The 15,351-nt window shown below is 71.7% G+C and carries 14 protein-coding genes; 11 read left to right on the forward strand and 3 right to left on the reverse strand.

Features of this window, described 5'->3' with window-relative positions:
• Window positions 1-259 precede the first annotated feature (259 nt).
• The 4 genes from ACGFI8_RS08960 (at window position 260) to ACGFI8_RS08975 (ending at window position 3,497) form a co-directional block, all read left to right on the forward strand.
• On the forward strand, window positions 260-874 hold the full coding sequence (locus ACGFI8_RS08960) for a class I SAM-dependent methyltransferase (protein WP_392802030.1): 615 nt from the start codon (window positions 260-262) through the stop codon (window positions 872-874).
• A 28-nt stretch (window positions 875-902) separates the two neighbouring features.
• Window positions 903-2,570 carry an ABC-F family ATP-binding cassette domain-containing protein gene (locus tag ACGFI8_RS08965; RefSeq protein WP_392802033.1) on the forward strand — a complete coding sequence of 556 codons (1,668 nt, stop codon included), beginning with the start codon at window positions 903-905 and terminating at the stop codon, window positions 2,568-2,570.
• 50 nt (window positions 2,571-2,620) lie between these two features.
• Window positions 2,621-2,917: a bifunctional hydroxymethylpyrimidine kinase/phosphomethylpyrimidine kinase gene (locus ACGFI8_RS08970; RefSeq protein WP_392802035.1), complete on the forward strand. Its 297-nt coding sequence runs from the start codon at window positions 2,621-2,623 to the stop codon at window positions 2,915-2,917.
• 334 nt (window positions 2,918-3,251) lie between these two features.
• Entirely contained in the window at window positions 3,252-3,497 is a 246-nt protein-coding gene (locus ACGFI8_RS08975) for a DUF2630 family protein (protein ID WP_392802038.1), read from the forward strand.
• A gap of 15 nt (window positions 3,498-3,512) precedes the next feature.
• Here the strand turns inward: ACGFI8_RS08975 and ACGFI8_RS08980 are convergent, their stop codons facing one another.
• Genes ACGFI8_RS08980 through nirB form a run of 3 tightly spaced genes read right to left on the reverse strand, consistent with a single transcriptional unit; the run spans window position 3,513 to window position 7,467 of the window.
• Entirely contained in the window at window positions 3,513-4,601 is a 1,089-nt protein-coding gene (locus ACGFI8_RS08980; protein ID WP_392802873.1) for a uroporphyrinogen-III synthase, read from the reverse strand.
• A gap of 50 nt (window positions 4,602-4,651) precedes the next feature.
• Window positions 4,652-5,008, reverse strand: coding sequence for a nitrite reductase small subunit NirD (gene nirD / locus ACGFI8_RS08985; RefSeq protein WP_392802040.1), 357 nt, complete (start codon window positions 5,006-5,008; stop codon window positions 4,652-4,654).
• Window positions 5,005-7,467, reverse strand: a complete 2,463-nt coding sequence (nirB, locus tag ACGFI8_RS08990; protein WP_392802043.1) for a nitrite reductase large subunit NirB — start codon at window positions 7,465-7,467, stop codon at window positions 5,005-5,007. The genes nirD and nirB overlap by 4 nt, the downstream gene beginning before the upstream one ends.
• Before the next feature lie 373 nt (window positions 7,468-7,840).
• Between nirB and ACGFI8_RS08995 the strand changes: the two genes are divergently transcribed.
• The 7 genes from ACGFI8_RS08995 (at window position 7,841) to glmS (ending at window position 15,335) form a co-directional block, all read left to right on the forward strand.
• Window positions 7,841-8,548, forward strand: coding sequence for a hypothetical protein (locus tag ACGFI8_RS08995; protein ID WP_392802046.1), 708 nt, complete (start codon window positions 7,841-7,843; stop codon window positions 8,546-8,548).
• A gap of 122 nt (window positions 8,549-8,670) precedes the next feature.
• On the forward strand, window positions 8,671-10,011 hold the full coding sequence (locus tag ACGFI8_RS09000; protein WP_392802049.1) for a nitrate/nitrite transporter: 1,341 nt from the start codon (window positions 8,671-8,673) through the stop codon (window positions 10,009-10,011).
• A gap of 177 nt (window positions 10,012-10,188) precedes the next feature.
• Window positions 10,189-10,632, forward strand: coding sequence for a 50S ribosomal protein L13 (gene rplM / locus ACGFI8_RS09005; protein ID WP_350543468.1), 444 nt, complete (start codon window positions 10,189-10,191; stop codon window positions 10,630-10,632).
• A gap of 20 nt (window positions 10,633-10,652) precedes the next feature.
• A complete protein-coding gene (gene rpsI / locus ACGFI8_RS09010) occupies window positions 10,653-11,144 on the forward strand; it encodes a 30S ribosomal protein S9 (protein WP_392802052.1) in 492 nt (163 codons plus the stop codon).
• Between the two features lie 88 nt (window positions 11,145-11,232).
• Complete coding sequence (gene glmM / locus ACGFI8_RS09015) at window positions 11,233-12,579, forward strand: phosphoglucosamine mutase (protein ID WP_392802054.1); 1,347 nt, start codon at window positions 11,233-11,235, stop codon at window positions 12,577-12,579.
• A gap of 28 nt (window positions 12,580-12,607) precedes the next feature.
• The gene (locus ACGFI8_RS09020) at window positions 12,608-13,366 is read left to right on the forward strand and encodes an SDR family oxidoreductase (protein WP_392802056.1); all 759 of its coding nucleotides are present in this window, start codon (window positions 12,608-12,610) and stop codon (window positions 13,364-13,366) included.
• Between the two features lie 85 nt (window positions 13,367-13,451).
• Window positions 13,452-15,335 carry a glutamine--fructose-6-phosphate transaminase (isomerizing) gene (glmS, locus tag ACGFI8_RS09025; protein ID WP_392802058.1) on the forward strand — a complete coding sequence of 628 codons (1,884 nt, stop codon included), beginning with the start codon at window positions 13,452-13,454 and terminating at the stop codon, window positions 15,333-15,335.
• The last annotated feature ends 16 nt before the right edge of the window (window positions 15,336-15,351 follow it).

The raw sequence follows: 15,351 nt of genomic DNA on the forward strand, positions 1-15,351 counted from the left end.
AACGGGTCGGGTTCGCCCCGTCCGCCGCCCCGGAGGCCCGCGAGCCAGTTGTCGGCTTCGTCCGCCTCATCTTGGCGGAACGAGTCGGAACGCCGCTTCCGGCGCTGCTCGTCCCGAGAAGTCATGTCGCACAGGGTAGCCGACGGCGCCAATCGGTGGAGTGTCGGCGAGATTTCGCACAATCCGAACGGGTGGCCGCGCAATCCCCCGGTCACCTGCCCGTGGACAATGCGTTGCGGGCCGCGGCGAGGGAGGCATCTTGGCGGGCGAGCACTATTTCTCGGCCGATCCGGCGGTCGCGCACGAGCGGCACGAGGTCGTTTTCGAGGCCCTTGACCAGGAGTTTCGGCTGACCTCGGCGTCCGGGGTGTTCTCGTGGAGCCGGCTTGACCCGGGCACCGCGGTACTGCTGTCGGAGGCGCCGCCGCCCGACCCCGGCACGGAGGGGGCGCTGCTGGACCTGGGCTGCGGATACGGGCCGATCGCCGCTGTGCTGGCCGCCGCCGCGCCGAGGGCCACCGTCTACGCGATCGACGTGAATCAGCGCGCCCTCGACCTGGTCCGCGAGAACGCGGCGGCGCTCGGGGCGGCCGGCCGGATCGTCGCGGCTCTTCCCGACGAGGTGCCGGAGACTGTCGCGTTCGCGCAGATCTGGTCCAACCCGCCGATCCGCATCGGCAAGCCGGAGCTGCACGCGCTGCTGCTGCGCTGGCTGCCGCGGCTGGTGCCCGGCGGCACGGCGTGGCTGGTCGTGGCCAAGAACCTGGGCGGCGACTCGCTGCAGCGCTGGCTCGGCGAGCAGGGTTTCGCGGCCGAGCGGCACGCCAGCCACAAGGGGTTCCGGGTGCTGCGCGTCGAAAAACCGCTTTCATGACGTATCGCTGCCGCCGAAGCTCTTCGACGTGGGATATGTGGACGTCGCAGGGGTCGGGCACACGCTGCCGGACGGCCGTGAGCTCTTCTCCGAGGTGTCGTTCCGGGTCGGCGAGGGCGCGAAGGTGGCGCTCGTCGGGCCGAACGGCGCCGGCAAGACAACGCTGCTGAAGATGGTCGCCGGCGACCTGCCGGTGCACGCGGGCTCGGTCGCGCGCTCGGGCGGGCTCGGCGTGATGCGCCAGTTCATCGGCATGATCGGCGACGACCGCACGCTGTACGACCTGGCGCTGCAGCTCGCGCCGCCGCGGCTGGGGGAGGTGGGGCAGCGGCTGGCCGCCGCCGAGCGCGCCATGCACGAGGCCACCGGGGCCGCCGCGGAGAAGGCCCAGCTGCGCTACGCCAACGCCCTCGCGGCGTGGGGCGAGGCCGGCGGGTACGACGCCGAGGTGCTCTTCGACACCGCCAGCGTCGCCGCGCTCGGGCTGCCCTGGGACGACACCCGGGACCGCCCCGTCCGCACCCTCTCCGGCGGCCAGCAGAAACGCTTCGCGCTCGAGCTGCTGCTGCGCGGCGAGGACGAGGTGCTCCTGCTCGACGAGCCCGACAACTTCCTCGACGTGCCCGGCAAGCGGTGGCTGGAGGAGCGGCTGCGCGAGTCGTCCAAGAGCGTCCTGTACGTCTCCCACGACCGGGAGCTGCTGGCCCAGTCGGCCGACCGCGTGGTGGCGGTCGAGGGCGGCTCCGCCTGGGTGCATCCCGGCGGCTTCGCCTCCTGGCACGAGGCCCGCAGCGCCCGGCACGAGCGGCTGGACGAGCTGCGCCGGCGCTGGGACGAGGAGCACGAAAAGATCAAAAACCTGGTCCAGATGTACCGCGCGAAGGCCGCCTACAACGACGGGCTCGCCTCCCGCCTGCAGGCGGCGCAGACCCGGCTGCGCAAGTTCGAGGAGGCCGGCCCGCCGCCGGCGCCCCCGAAGGAGCAGGACATCCGGATGCGCCTGTCCGGCGGCCGTACGGCCAAGCGCGCGATCATGTGCGAGCAGCTCGAGCTCGACGGCCTGACCTACCCGTTCGACCTGGAGATCTGGTACGGCGACCGCGTCGCGGTTCTGGGCGGCAACGGCACCGGCAAGTCGCACTTCCTGCGGCTGCTGGCCCGCGGCGGCACCGACCCCGACGGCCCGCAGATCGGCTCCGGGATCGGTACGGAACTCGCGCCGGTCGCCCACGGCGGGCAGGTGCGCCTCGGCGCGCGGGTCCGGCCCGGGCACTTCTCCCAGACGCACGACCGCCCCGAGCTCACGGACCGCACCCTCGCCGAGATCCTCTGGCGCGGCGACGACTGGCGTGACGGGCTGCCCCGGCCGCAGGCGATGCCGGCGCTGTCGCGGTACGAGCTGGCGGGCCAGGCCGATCAGCGCTTCGGCACGCTGTCCGGTGGCCAGCAGGCCCGGTTCCTGGTCCTGCTGCTGGAGCTGTCCGGCGCGACGCTGCTGCTGCTCGACGAGCCGACCGACAACCTCGACCTGGCCAGCGCCGAGGCCCTGGAGGAGGGGCTGAGGAGCTTCGACGGGACCGTGGTCGCGGTGACGCACGACCGGTGGTTCAGCCGCTCGTTCGACCGGTACGTGCTGTTTCGCGCCGACGGCGAGGTGGTCGAGGTGCCCGAGCCGGTGTGGGAGGGGCGCGGCTGACGGACCGGTTGTGCGGTTCACAGCTCACGCTCCGTGGTGACCTATCCGCCGTGGTCGTCACGGGCGGCGACTTCGCGGCCGGCACGGAGGCGGTCGACGCCCTGTGGGCGGACGGCGCGACGCGGATGCTGCACAGCCCGCGCATCGCGAGCCGCAACACCGACGGCAGCGGCGCGACCTTCGCCACGGCGATCGCGGCCCGGCTGGCCGCGGGCGACGCCCCGGCCGCGGTGTTGTGGGCGAAGGGCTTCGTGGGCCGCGCGATCGGCGACGCGGCGGAGTGGCGCCTCGGCAGCGGCGCGGGCCCGATCGACCAGTTCGGCTGGTCCTCCCTGACCCTGCGCTGAGCCGCGGCTCGCCGCGTCAGCCCCGACGAGAACGGATAAATCCGGCCGCTCCGCGACCGGATTTATCCGATATTTCCTGATTTAGCGTGACCGTCCGTGTAAGGCTCCGTGATCATGCGCCCGGCGGCCGGGCCGGCCGGTGGTGGGCGATCCCCGCGGGCGCAGGCGGGCGCGACGGGCCGTGGCTGGCGGTTGGCAGTCGGGTGGCCTGGGGGCGCAGGGGCGCAGGGGCGCGAAGCCGGGGGCCGGAGGGGCGGGTGGTGTGGCGAGGGAGACGGTCCAAGACCCGGCGCGGGGCGGCCGGGTCGCCGCCGCGTGGAGGATGATGCAACCCATGGACGAGAAGACGTTGATCCACCAGATCTCGAACCTGGTCGACGAGGAGCACAAGCTGCGCACCCAACTGCAGGCGGGCAAGATCACCGAGCAGGAGGAGCACGATCGGCTGCGTGGGATCGAGGCGCAGCTCGACCAGCTCTGGGATCTGCTGCGCCGCCGGCGCGCGGCACAGCTGCAGGGGCTCTCGCCGGACGAGGTCGAGGCGCACTCGATCGACGAGGTCGAGCACTACCTGCAGTAGGGCGTCGAAACGGGGTCAGTCGACCCGCAGGCGGTAGCCCCGCTTCACGACCGTCTGCACGAACGCAGACCCGCCCAGCGCCGCCCGCAGACGGGCCACCGCCATCTCCACGGCGTGCTCGTCGGCGCCCCTCGGCAGCTCCCGCAGCAGGGCCGCGCGCGACAGCACGCGGCCCGGCGAGGCCGCCAGGGCGCGCAGGACCGCCATCGGGCCGGGGGCCAGCGGCTTGAGCGTGCCGTCGATGATCGCGGCGTGGCCGCGCAGGGTGACGGCCGCGCCCGCGACGTAGAGGGTGGGGGAGCGCTTCGGCAGCTCGTCGACGAGGATGCGCACGAGCGCGCCGAGCCGGGCCCGCGCGGGCGCCGCGACCGGCACGCCGAGGCGCTGCAGCGGGGCCGCGGTGACCGGGCCGACGCACGCGGCTAGGACGTCCGTGCGCAGCGCCTCGAGCACGTCCGGGGCCTCCGGGCCGGCGACCCGCAGCAGCGAGCCGACCGCGGGCGCGGAGGTGAACGTCACCGAGTCGACGAGGCGCGAGCAGATCAGGTCCACGAGGCGGCGAAGGGGCGCGGGGTCGACCGGCGGCGCCCAGCGGTACACCGGAATCTCCACGACGATCGCGCCGGCGTCGCGCAGCGAGGACGTGAACTCGGGGTGCGGCTCCCCGTGCATCTGCACGGCGATCCGGCGGCCCGCGATCCCGCCCGGGAATGCGCCGGACAGCAGGTAGTCCAGGACCTCGTCGCAGCTCTCGTCGTCCGGGGACCAGGTCTCGATCATGCCGGCCGCGCGGACCGCGCCCTTGGCCTTGGGGCCCCGGGCGATCAGGTACGCCTCGCCGAGCCGCGCCCGCAGCGCCTCACCGAGGCCCCAGCCCTCGGCGGCCTCGATCCAGCCGCGCAGGCCGATGCCGGTGGTGGCGATGACGATGTCCGGCGCCACGTCGACGCAGGACACCGTGGCCGCCTTGAGCTCGGTGTCGTCGGCGACCGGGACGATGCGCAGGGCCGGGGCGAGCACGATGCGGGCGCCCCGCCGCTCCAGCAGTGCGCTCAGCTCGTCGCGGCGGCGGTCGGCGGTCACGGCCACCGTGAAGCCCGCCAGGGGAAGGTCCTCGCCCGAGGCTGGGCGCGCCTCCAGGGTGCTGCCCGCGCTCACGTCGTCTCTCCACCCGTGACGGCCGCCATCCGCGGTACGGCGACCTCGACCATGCCGTCGCTGACGCGGACCGGGTAGACGGGCACGCGCACGCTCGGTTCGTCGAGGCACTCCCCGGTGGTCAGGTCGTACGCCTGCTTGTGCATCGGCGAGGCGACGACCGGGGTGTCGCCGCGGCTGCCCACGATGCCGCGCGAGAGCACCGCGGCGCCGCTGAGCGGGTCGAGGTTGCCGATCGCGTGCAGGCTGCCGTCGAAGGTCCGGAAGAGCGCCACCTGTACCCCGTCGACCAGCGCGGCCACGCCGCGCTCCGGCTCCAGGCGCAGGTACGGGCAGACGGCGGTCCACTTCATGGGCGCGCTCCTAGGACTCCAGGTACGGGCTGGCCACGTTCGGATACGAAGGAGATCGTCGGGTCCGGGGTGCCGGGCGCGTTCACGAACGACACGAACCGCGCCAGCCGCTCCGGGTCTTCGACCGTCGCCCGCCACTCGTCCATGTAGGACGAGATGTGGTGGGCCACCATGGCGTCGAGCTCGGCGGCGATGCCGAGAGAGTCCTCGACGATCACCGCGCGCAGGTAGTCCAGGCCGCCCTCCATGCCCTCGATCCAGGCCGCGGTGCGCTGGAGCCGGTCGGCGGTGCGGATGTAGAACATCAGGAACCGGTCGACGACGCGGATGAGCTCCTCGGTGGAGAGGTCCGAGGCCAGCAGGTCGGCGTGGCGCGGGCGGAAGCCGCCGTTGCCGCCAACGTAGAGGTTCCAGCCGTTCTCGGTGGCGATGATGCCGAAGTCCTTGCTCCGGGCCTCGGCGCATTCGCGGGCGCAGCCGGACACCGCCGACTTGATCTTGTGGGGTGCGCGGAGGCCGCGGTACCGCAGTTCGAGCTCGATCGCGAGCCCGACGGAGTCCTGCACCCCGTACCGGCACCAGGTCGACCCGACGCAGGACTTCACCGTGCGCAGGGCCTTGCCGTAGGCGTGGCCGGACTCGAACCCGGCCGCGACCAGCCGGCTCCAGATCGCCGGAAGTTGCTCCACACGGGCGCCGAGCAGGTCGATGCGCTGCCCGCCGGTGATCTTCGTGTAGAGGTTGAAGTCCCGGGCGACCTCGCCGATCACGATCAGCTTCTCCGGCGTGATCTCGCCGCCGGGGATGCGCGGGACCACCGAGTAGGTGCCGTTGCGCTGGATGTTGGCCAGGAAGTGGTCGTTGGTGTCCTGCAGCGAGGCCTGCTCGCCGTCCAGGACGTAGTCGTTGTGCAGCGACGCCAGGATGGAGGCCACCGTGGGCTTGCAGACGTCGCAGCCGCGGCCCTGCCCGTGCTCGGCGATGAGCCGCGAGAACGTGCGGATCTCGCGGATGCGGACGATGTCGAACAGCTCGGCGCGCGAGTACTCGAAGTGCTCGCACAGCGCCTTGCTCGCGGCCACGCCCTGTTGCTTGAGGATCTGCTTGAGCAGCGGCACGCACGAGCCGCAGCTGGTGCCGGCCCGGGTGCACTCCTTGAGCGTGCCGACGTCGGTGCAGCCGTCCGCGATCGCGGCGACCAGCTGGCCCTGGGTGACCGCGTTGCAGCTGCAGACCTGCGCCTCGGCCGGCAGCGCGACGTCGCTGGGCGCGTCGCCGGCCAGTAGGGTCAGCGGGTGGCCGGGCAGCGGGCCGCCGACGCTGGCCCGCAGCGTCGGGTAGGCGCTCGCGTCGCCGACCAGGATGCCGCCGAGCAGGGTCTGGGCGTCGTCGGAGAGCACCAGCTTGGCGTAGCGGCCGTTGGCCGGGTCGAGGTACACGATGTCGAGCAGGTCGTCGCGCGGCGTTGGCTTTTCGGGCGCTACGCCGAAGCTCGCCACGTCGACGCCGAGGAGCTTGAGCTTCGTGGACGTGTCCGCGCCGGGAAACTCGGCGGCCCCGCCGACGAGCCGGTCGGCCACCACCTCAGCCATCGCGTAGCCCGGCGCGACCAGGCCGTAGCAGCGCCCGCCGATCTCGGCGCACTCGCCGATCGCGTAGATCGCCGGGTCGTCGGTACGGCAGCCGGCGTCGACGACCACCCCGCCGCGCGCCCCGGTTGCGAGCCCCATCGAGCGGGCCAGCTCGTCGCGCGGCCGGATGCCCGCGGCCACTACTACGATGTCGGCCGGGACGTGCGCGCCGTCGGACAGGGTCAGGCCGAGCCGGCCGCTCGGGGCCGTGCGGCGGATCGCGGTGGTGCCGGCGCCGAGGTGCACGCGCACGCCGAGGTCCTCCACGTAGCGGCGCAGGACGGCGCCGCCGGCCTCGTCCACCTGCACAGGCATCAGCCGCGGAGCGAACTCGATCACGTGCGTGCGCAGGCCCAGCAGGCGCAGCGCATTGGCCGCCTCCAGGCCGAGCAGGCCGCCGCCGATGACCGCGCCGACCTCCCTGCCCTTGGCGTGGTCGCGGATCGCCTCGAGATCGTCGAGGGTGCGGTAGACGAAGACCCCGTGCTGGTCGACGCCGCTGATCGGGGGCACGAACGCCGACGAGCCGGTGGCCAGGACCAGCGCGTCGTACTCGTACTCCCCGTCGGCCGTGCGGACCCGGCGCGCCTCGCGATCGATCGACACGGCCAGCTCGCCGAGCCGCAGGTCGATCCCGTCGGGCACGGCGTAGGTCAGCTCCTCGGCGGAGACGCCGTCGAAGTACGCGGACAGGCGCACCCGGTCATAGGCGGAGCGGCCCTCCTCGGCCAGCACGGTGACGTGCCACCGCCGCTCGGTGTCGCGGGACTGCAGTGCCTCGACGAAGCGGTGCCCCACCATGCCGTGGCCGACGACGACGAGCTTCATCGAAGACCTTGAGTCACCCATGCGTGCCCCTCGGTAAAGCCGCAATGACAGCGTCGTTTCGGCGTTGTTGCGGACCCACGACGGCGTCGTGCGAGGGCCGGGCAGCACGCGGCGACCGCTTCGGACATGGCCAAAAGGCTGCCGGGGGGCGGTTTCGCTCCAAAGTCCCGAATGTTTCACGCCTGCTAAGAGCGGCTCACACGCATCTTGAGCAGGCCGTTACCGTTCCGTGGTCGAATATTTGTCGATAACGGTCGATGTCGTCCCGGATTCTGGGCGCGGGGTGTGTCAGATCTTCGCACTGTAGGGTGGCGACGGTTCACGGCGGGGTAAACAAGCCATCGACCCCTATGTAGCAGCAAGGAGGAAGCAGATGCGCACGACCGGCAAGGCCGCGATCGCGGCCGTTGCGGTGCTCGGCATCGGGCTCACCGGGTGCAGCGGTGACAAGGCCAACCCCGGGGCCGCCGCCTCGGCCGGAGCCTCCGGCAACGCCTCCGCGGGCGCCTCGACCGGCGCGGGCGACGACAGCGGCGCCGGCACCACCGGTGGTGGCGGGCAGGGCACCGCGGCGTCGTGCCTCGTCGGCACCTGGAAGGCGGACAGTCTCACCGGCAAGCTCAGCGGCGCGGTGAACGGCACCTTCACGGGTGGCGGCGGCACCCTGCTGACGATCGACTCCGGCGGCAAGACGCAGGTCGACTTCGGCCCGATGCAGCCGGTGACCTTCACCTTCTCGGTGTCCGGCAACGACGTGAAGGGCACCTTCGCCTACGGCGGCAAGGTCAACGGCTCCATCAAGACCCCGTCGTCGGCGACCGGCACGCTCGAGCCCACCGGCACGGTCGACTTCGGCACCCTCACCGTGACCGTGGACCTCACCGCCCCCGCCTCGGTCCGCGTCGCCGACAAGATGCCGATCACCGAGTTCACCGGGAGCGGCACCGCGGACACCGGCGGCGCCGTCGACGGGCAGCCCCTGCTCAAGAAGAGCCAGTACGACTGCGCCGGCAACACGCTCAAGCTCTCCCCGCCGCAGGGCGGCGCCGACACCGGCACCTGGACGTTCAAGAAGGCCTGATCAGGGTCTTTCTCCCGGCGGCGGATCTCACAAGCACCGATCCGCCGCCGTGGGGGAAACGTTTCGGCGCCGACAACTTCGACGCGAGAAGCGGAAACCGGGCATCCATAGGTTCCGCGGTCATGACCCTCGCCGTGGAAAAACCGCAGTCTCAGCCCGAGCCGCGCCGCGGCCGGTGGATCGACGACTGGCGCCCGGAGGACCCGGAGTTCTGGGCGCGGACCGGGGCGAAGGTTGCCCGGCGCAACCTCATCGTCTCGATCCTCTCCGAGCACATCGGCTTCTCGATCTGGAGCCTGTGGTCGGTCTTCGTGCTCTTCCTGGGCCCCGCGTACGGGCTCGACCCCGCGCAGAAGTTCCTCCTCACCACCGCCCCCACGCTCGTCGGCGCCGCGCTGCGCCTGCCGTACACCTTCGCGGTGGCCACCTTCGGCGGGCGCAACTGGACGATCTTCAGCGCCCTCATGCTGCTGGTGCCGACCGTCTACGCCGGCATCATCCTGAAGCCCGGCGTCTCCTTCACGACGCTGCTCGTCGCGGCCTCGGTGGCCGGCGTCGGCGGCGGCAACTTCGCCTCGTCGATGGCGAACATCAACGCCTTCTACCCGCAGCGGCTCAAGGGCTGGGCGCTGGGCATCAACGCGGGCGGCGGGAACATCGGCGTGGCCGCCGTGCAGCTCGTCGGGCTGCTGGTGCTCGCGACGGCCGGCGCAGCGCACCCCCGCCTCATCGTGCTGATCTACCTGCCACTGATCGTGATCGCCGCGCTGCTCGCCGCGATCTTGATGGACAACCTGACGCACGCCTCCAACGACAAGCGGGCCATGCGGGACGTCATCAAGGACCGCCACGCCTGGATCATGTCCCTGCTGTACATCGGGACCTTCGGCTCCTTCATCGGCTTCGGCTTCGCCTTCGGGCAGGTCCTGCAGGTGCAGTTCAAGGCGGACTTCTCCACCCCCGTGAAGGCGGCCTACCTGACCTTCCTCGGCCCGCTGCTCGGCTCGCTGATCCGCCCGGTCGGCGGCATGCTGGCCGACCGCTTCGGCGGCGCTCTGATCACCTTCTGGAACTTCGTGGCGATGGCCGTCGGCGCCGGCACCGTGCTGCTGGCCTCCCGCCAGCACTCGCTGCCGCTGTTCGTGACCGGGTTCGTGTTCCTCTTCCTCTTCAGCGGCATCGGCAACGGATCGACGTACAAGATGATCCCGGCGATCTTCAAGGCCAAGCACCCCGCCGACGAGCGGGAGGCCAGGCGCCTGGCGACCGCACTCATCGGCGTCGCCGGGGCGGTCGGCGCGCTCGGCGGCGTGCTCGTCAATCTCGCGTTCCGGCAGTCGTTCCTGGAGTACAAGACGGGTGACGGCGCCTACGTCGTCTTCATCGGCTTCTACGCCCTGTGTTTCCTGGTCACCTGGTTCGTCTATCTGCGCAAGTCGCCCGAACGGCTCGCGGGGGTCTGAGGCGCCACCCGATTTTGTGGTCGATGGGGACGCCGAGTATCGTGGACTGCTGTTGTGCGATGACAAGGCGTCCCCATCGTTCGGGTACGCTGGCTGGTCGTGCGTCGAGGCCGACCGGTCCGACGCCGCCACCGAGAGCGCACCCCAGACCGACGACGTGGAAGACAAGGTAGACCTGTGGGTACGTACAGCCCGAAGCCGGGTGAGATCGAGCGCGTGTGGCACGTCATCGACGCCACCGATGTGGTGCTCGGCCGCCTGGCCACGCACGCTGCGACGCTGCTGCGCGGCAAGCACAAGCCGACGTTCGCCCCGCACGTGGACACCGGCGACTTCGTCATCGTGATCAACGCCGGCAAGGTGGCGCTGACCGGCAACAAGCGGCAGTCGAAGGTCGCCTACCGCCACTCGGGCTACCCGGGTGGTCTCAAGGCGGTCGGTTACGACGAGCTGCTGACCAAGCACCCCGAGCGGGCGATCGAGCTGGCCGTCAAGGGCATGCTCCCGCACAACCGCCTGGGCGCGCGCCAGATCCGCAAGCTGAAGGTCTACGCGGGCGCCGAGCACCCGCACGCGGCCCAGCTGCCCCAGCCGTTCGAGATCAAGCAGATCGCGCAGTGAGCGCCGACGAAGGACAGAGCGTGACCGACGAGACCATCGCCGCCCCGACGCCGGCCGCTGTCGCGACCGTCGAGGCGCCCACCGCCACCGCCACCGCGACCGCGCCGACCCGGTCGCGCCGCGCCGGCCAGCCGATCCAGACCGTGGGCCGCCGCAAGGAGGCCATCGTCCGGGTCCGCCTGGTCCCGGGCACCGGCAAGTTCCTGCTCAACGGGCGCGAGCTGGAGAACTACTTCCCGAGCAAGGTCCACCAGCAGTCGGTCCGCGAGCCGCTGGTCATCGCCGAGAAGGCCGAGACGTTCGACGTCTTCGCCAACCTGCGCGGCGGCGGCACCACCGGCCAGGCCGGTGCGCTGCGGCTCGCGATCGCCCGGGCCCTCGTCGAGAACGACGCGGACGACCGCGCCGCGCTCAAGAAGGCCGGCTTCCTGACCCGGGACGCGCGGGCCACCGAGCGGAAGAAGTACGGCCTGAAGAAGGCCCGCAAGGCCCCGCAGTACTCGAAGCGCTAACGAAGCCTGTCGGCCGGGTGCCACCCTGGAGGTGCGCGCCCGGCCGTTTCGTGTTGCCGCGGCGGGGTTCGACCAGGAAGGTATCGCGATGGGGCGACTCTTCGGCACCGACGGAGTGCGTGGGCGGGCCAACGCCGACCTCACTCCCGAGCTTGCGATGGCGGTCGCCATCGCCGCCGCCCAGGCGTTGTTCGAGCATGACCACTCCCACGCCCCGGTCGCCGTCGTCGGCCGCGACCCGCGGGCGAGCGGCGAGATGCTGGAGGCGGCCGTCGTGGCCGGCCTCACCAGCGCCGGCGCCAACGTGGTGCGGGTGGGCGTGCTGCCGACGCCGGCCGTCGCCTACCTCACCGGCGTGCTCGATGCCGACATCGGGGTGATGCTCTCGGCGTCGCACAACCCGATGCCCGACAACGGGATCAAGCTCTTCGCCGCCGGCGGGCACAAGCTGCCCGACGAGGTCGAGGACGAGATCGAGCGCCTCATGGACAGCGGCACCCACCGCCGCCCGACCGGCGCGGGGATCGGCCGGGTCACCGACTACGCCGAGGGTGAGGACCGCTACGTGCGGCACCTGCTCACCTCGCTGCCCAGCCCGCTCGTCGAGCTCAAGGTCGTCGTGGACTGCGCCAACGGGGCCGCCTCGTCGGCCGCGCCGGAGGCCTACCGCCGCGCCGGCGCCTCGGTCATCGCGATCAACGCGGACCCCGACGGCCTCAACATCAACGAGGACTGCGGCTCCAACCACATCGCCCAGCTGTGCGCGGCCGTCGTTGAGCACGGCGCCGACCTGGGCATCGCCCACGACGGTGACGCCGATCGCTGCATCGCGGTCGCCGCGGACGGCACCGAGATCGACGGCGACCAGATCATGGCGATCCTGGCGCTGGCGATGCGCGACGCGGGCGCGCTGACGCAGGACACGCTCGTCGCGACCGTCATGAGCAACCTGGGCCTGAAGCTCGCCATGGCCGAGGCCGGCATCCGGCTGCTGGAGACCCGGGTCGGCGACCGGTACGTGCTGGAGGAGCTGCGCGCCAAGGGCCTCGCGCTCGGCGGGGAGCAGAGCGGGCACATCGTGATGCCGGCGTTCGCGACCACGGGCGACGGCGTGCTCACCGCGCTGCACCTCATGGGTCGCATGGAGCAGACGGGCAAGAGCCTCAAGGAGCTGGCCGCGGTCGTGCAGCGGCTGCCGCAGGTGATGATCAACGTGCCCGTGCTCGACCGGTCCGCGGCCGCCCGCTCGCCGCGGGTGCTCGACGCGGCCAAGCAGGTCGAGGCCGAGCTGGGCGGCGCCGGCCGGGTGCTGCTGCGCCCGTCGGGCACCGAGCAGCTGGTCCGGGTGATGGTGGAGGCCGGGACTCAGGAGGTCGCCCGGGATGCCGCCGAGCGGATCGCGCACATCGTGAGGACCGTGTCTTCCGTCGAGTAGTTTTTCTACCGGGTAGTAACGTGCGCGCATGACCAATGCCCGCACCGTCATCGTCACCGGCGCCTCCCGCGGCATCGGCAAGGCCAGCGCCGTGGCCTTCGCCGCCGAAGGCTGCAACGTCGTGCTGACCTCCCGCAAGATCGACTCGCTGAACGAGGTCGCGGCGGAGATCTCCGCCCGGTTCCCGGACGTCGGCGTGCTCACCCACGCCGCGCACGCGGCCGAGCCCGACCAGGCCGCCGAGGTCGTCGACGCCGCCATGCGGCGCTTCGCGGCGATCGACGTCCTGGTCAACAACGCCGGCACCAACCCGTACTTCGGGCCGCTGATGGACATCGACCCGGTGCGCGCGGAGAAGACCGTCCGGCTCAACCAGTTCGGCGTGGTCCTGTGGAGCCAGCTGGTGTGGAAGGCGTCGATGTCCGCGCGCGGCGGTGCCATCGTCAACGTCGCCTCGGTCGGCGGCGTGCTCACCGAGCCGGGCATCGGCTACTACAACGCCACCAAGGCCGCCGTCATCCACCTCACCCGGCAGATGGGCGCCGAGCTGGCGCCGTCGGTGCGGGTCAACGCGGTCGCGCCCGGCATCGTGCGCACACACCTCGCGCGCGGGCTGTGGGAGAACAACGAGGAGTACCTCAGCGACAAGCTGCCGCTGGGGCGCATCGGCGAGCCGGAGGACATCGCCGATGTCATCACCTTCCTGGCGGGTCCATCGTCACGCTGGATGACGGGGCAGACCCTCATCGTGGACGGCGGCGCGCAGGTCCGCTCCTCGATCGCCTAGCCATCGGCGGTTGTGCGCATCGCCCGTGCGCGTATGCGACAGTTTCACGCACGGGCCATGCTCGCATTTCTGCTACGGTACCGGCATGTGCGGAATCGTGGGGTACGCCGGCGCCCGGCCGGCCTTGAACATCGTGCTGGACGGGCTGCGGCGGCTGGAGTACCGCGGCTACGACTCCGCCGGCGTCGCGATCGTCAACGGCGGGCTGCTGACCGCCAAGCGTGCCGGCAAGCTCGCCAACCTCGAGAAGGCCGTGTCCGAGCTGCTGGCCGAGGAGAGCGGCCACGCCCTCGGCGTCGGTACCACCGGCATCGGCCACACCCGCTGGGCCACCCACGGCGGCCCGACCGACCGCAACGCGCACCCACACCGCTCCCACGACGGCCGGGTCGCGGTGATCCACAACGGCATCATCGAGAACTTCGCCAAGCTGCGCACCGAGCTCGAGTCCGCCGGCATCGAGTTCGCCAGCGACACCGACACCGAGTGCGCCGCCCACCTGCTCGCGCTCGCGCTACCCGAGGCGGCCGGCGACACGCCCGGCGAGCGGCTCGCCGACGCGATGCGCGCCGTGTGCCGCCGGCTGGAGGGCGCGTTCACGCTGCTCGCCGTCGACGTGGAGGCCCCCGGCGTGGTGGTCGGCGCCCGGCGCAACTCCCCGCTCGTGGTCGGCCGCGGCGCCGGCGAGAACTACCTGGCCAGCGACGTGTCCGCGTTCATCGAGCACACCCGCGAGGCGGTCGAGCTCGGCCAGGACCAGGTCGTGCTGATCAGCGGCGACGAGATCGTCATCACCGACTTCCTCGGCACCCCCGCCGAGGGCAAGACGTTCCACATCGACTGGGACGCCTCCGCCGCCGAGAAGGGCGGCTACGACTACTTCATGCTCAAGGAGATCGCCGAGCAGCCGCACGCCGTCGCCGAGACGCTGCTGGGCCGGCTCAACGAGCACGGCGACCTCATGCTCGACGAGGTCCGCCTCTCCGACCAGGACCTCCGCGACGTCGACAAGGTCTTCATCGTCGCCTGCGGCACCGCGTACCACGCGGGCATGGTGGCCAAGTACGCCATCGAGCACTGGACCCGCATCCCGTGCGAGGTCGAGCTGGCCAGCGAGTTCCGCTACCGCGACCCGGTGCTAGACCGATCCACGCTCGTCGTGGCGATCTCGCAGTCCGGCGAGACGATGGACACCCTGATGGCGCTGCGCCACGCGAAGGAGCAGAAGGCCCGGGTGCTCGCGATCTGCAACACCAACGGCTCCACGATCCCGCGCGAGTCCGACGCGGTGCTCTACACGCACGCGGGCCCGGAGATCGCGGTCGCCTCGACCAAGGCGTTCCTCACCCAGCTCGTCGCCTGCTATCTGGTCGGGCTGCACCTCGCGCAGGTGCGCGGGGTGAAATACGCCGACGAGGTGGGCGCGGTCGTCGCCCAGCTGCAGGAGATGCCGGCCAAGGTCGAGCAGGTGCTGGCGATGATGGCCCCGATCCGGGAGCTGGCCCGCGAGCTGGCCGAGGCCAAGAGCGTGCTGTTCATCGGCCGGCACGTGAGCTACCCGGTGGCCCTGGAGGGCGCCCTGAAGCTCAAGGAGCTCGCCTACATGCACGCCGAGGGCTTCGCCGCGGGCGAGCTCAAGCACGGGCCGATCGCGCTGATCGACCACGGCACCCCGGTGGTGTGCGTGGTGCCCTCGCCGCGCGGCCGCGGGGTGCTGCACGACAAGGTCGTCTCCAACATCCAGGAGGTGCGGGCCCGCGGCGCCCGCACGATCGTGATCGCCGAGCAGGGTGACGAGGCCGTCGCACCCTACGCCGATCACCTCTTCTACGTCCCGATCACCCCGACCCTGCTGGCGCCGCTGGTCACCACGGTTCCGCTGCAGGTCCTGGCCTGCGAGATCGCCGCGGCCCGCGGTCACGACGTGGATCAGCCGCGAAACCTGGCCAAGTCCGTCACCGTCGAGTAGGGCACGTGTGACAGGG

It is taken from the genome of Dactylosporangium sp. NPDC048998 (genome assembly GCF_043197855.1).
Taxonomy (GTDB): domain Bacteria; phylum Actinomycetota; class Actinomycetes; order Mycobacteriales; family Micromonosporaceae; genus Dactylosporangium.

What these genes read in the sequence shown, in the direction of transcription:
- ACGFI8_RS08975 (WP_392802038.1), top strand. Translation starts at nt 3,252, where the DNA reads ATGGACGAGAAGACGTTGATCCACCAGATCTCGAACCTGGTCGACGAG.
- nirD (WP_392802040.1), bottom strand. Translation starts at nt 5,008, where the DNA reads ATGAAGTGGACCGCCGTCTGCCCGTACCTGCGCCTGGAGCCGGAGCGC.
- nirB (WP_392802043.1), bottom strand. Translation starts at nt 7,467, where the DNA reads ATGAAGCTCGTCGTCGTCGGCCACGGCATGGTGGGGCACCGCTTCGTC.
- ACGFI8_RS08995 (WP_392802046.1), top strand. Translation starts at nt 7,841, where the DNA reads ATGCGCACGACCGGCAAGGCCGCGATCGCGGCCGTTGCGGTGCTCGGC.
- ACGFI8_RS09000 (WP_392802049.1), top strand. Translation starts at nt 8,671, where the DNA reads ATGACCCTCGCCGTGGAAAAACCGCAGTCTCAGCCCGAGCCGCGCCGC.
- glmM (WP_392802054.1), top strand. Translation starts at nt 11,233, where the DNA reads ATGGGGCGACTCTTCGGCACCGACGGAGTGCGTGGGCGGGCCAACGCC.
- ACGFI8_RS09020 (WP_392802056.1), top strand. Translation starts at nt 12,608, where the DNA reads ATGACCAATGCCCGCACCGTCATCGTCACCGGCGCCTCCCGCGGCATC.
- glmS (WP_392802058.1), top strand. Translation starts at nt 13,452, where the DNA reads ATGTGCGGAATCGTGGGGTACGCCGGCGCCCGGCCGGCCTTGAACATC.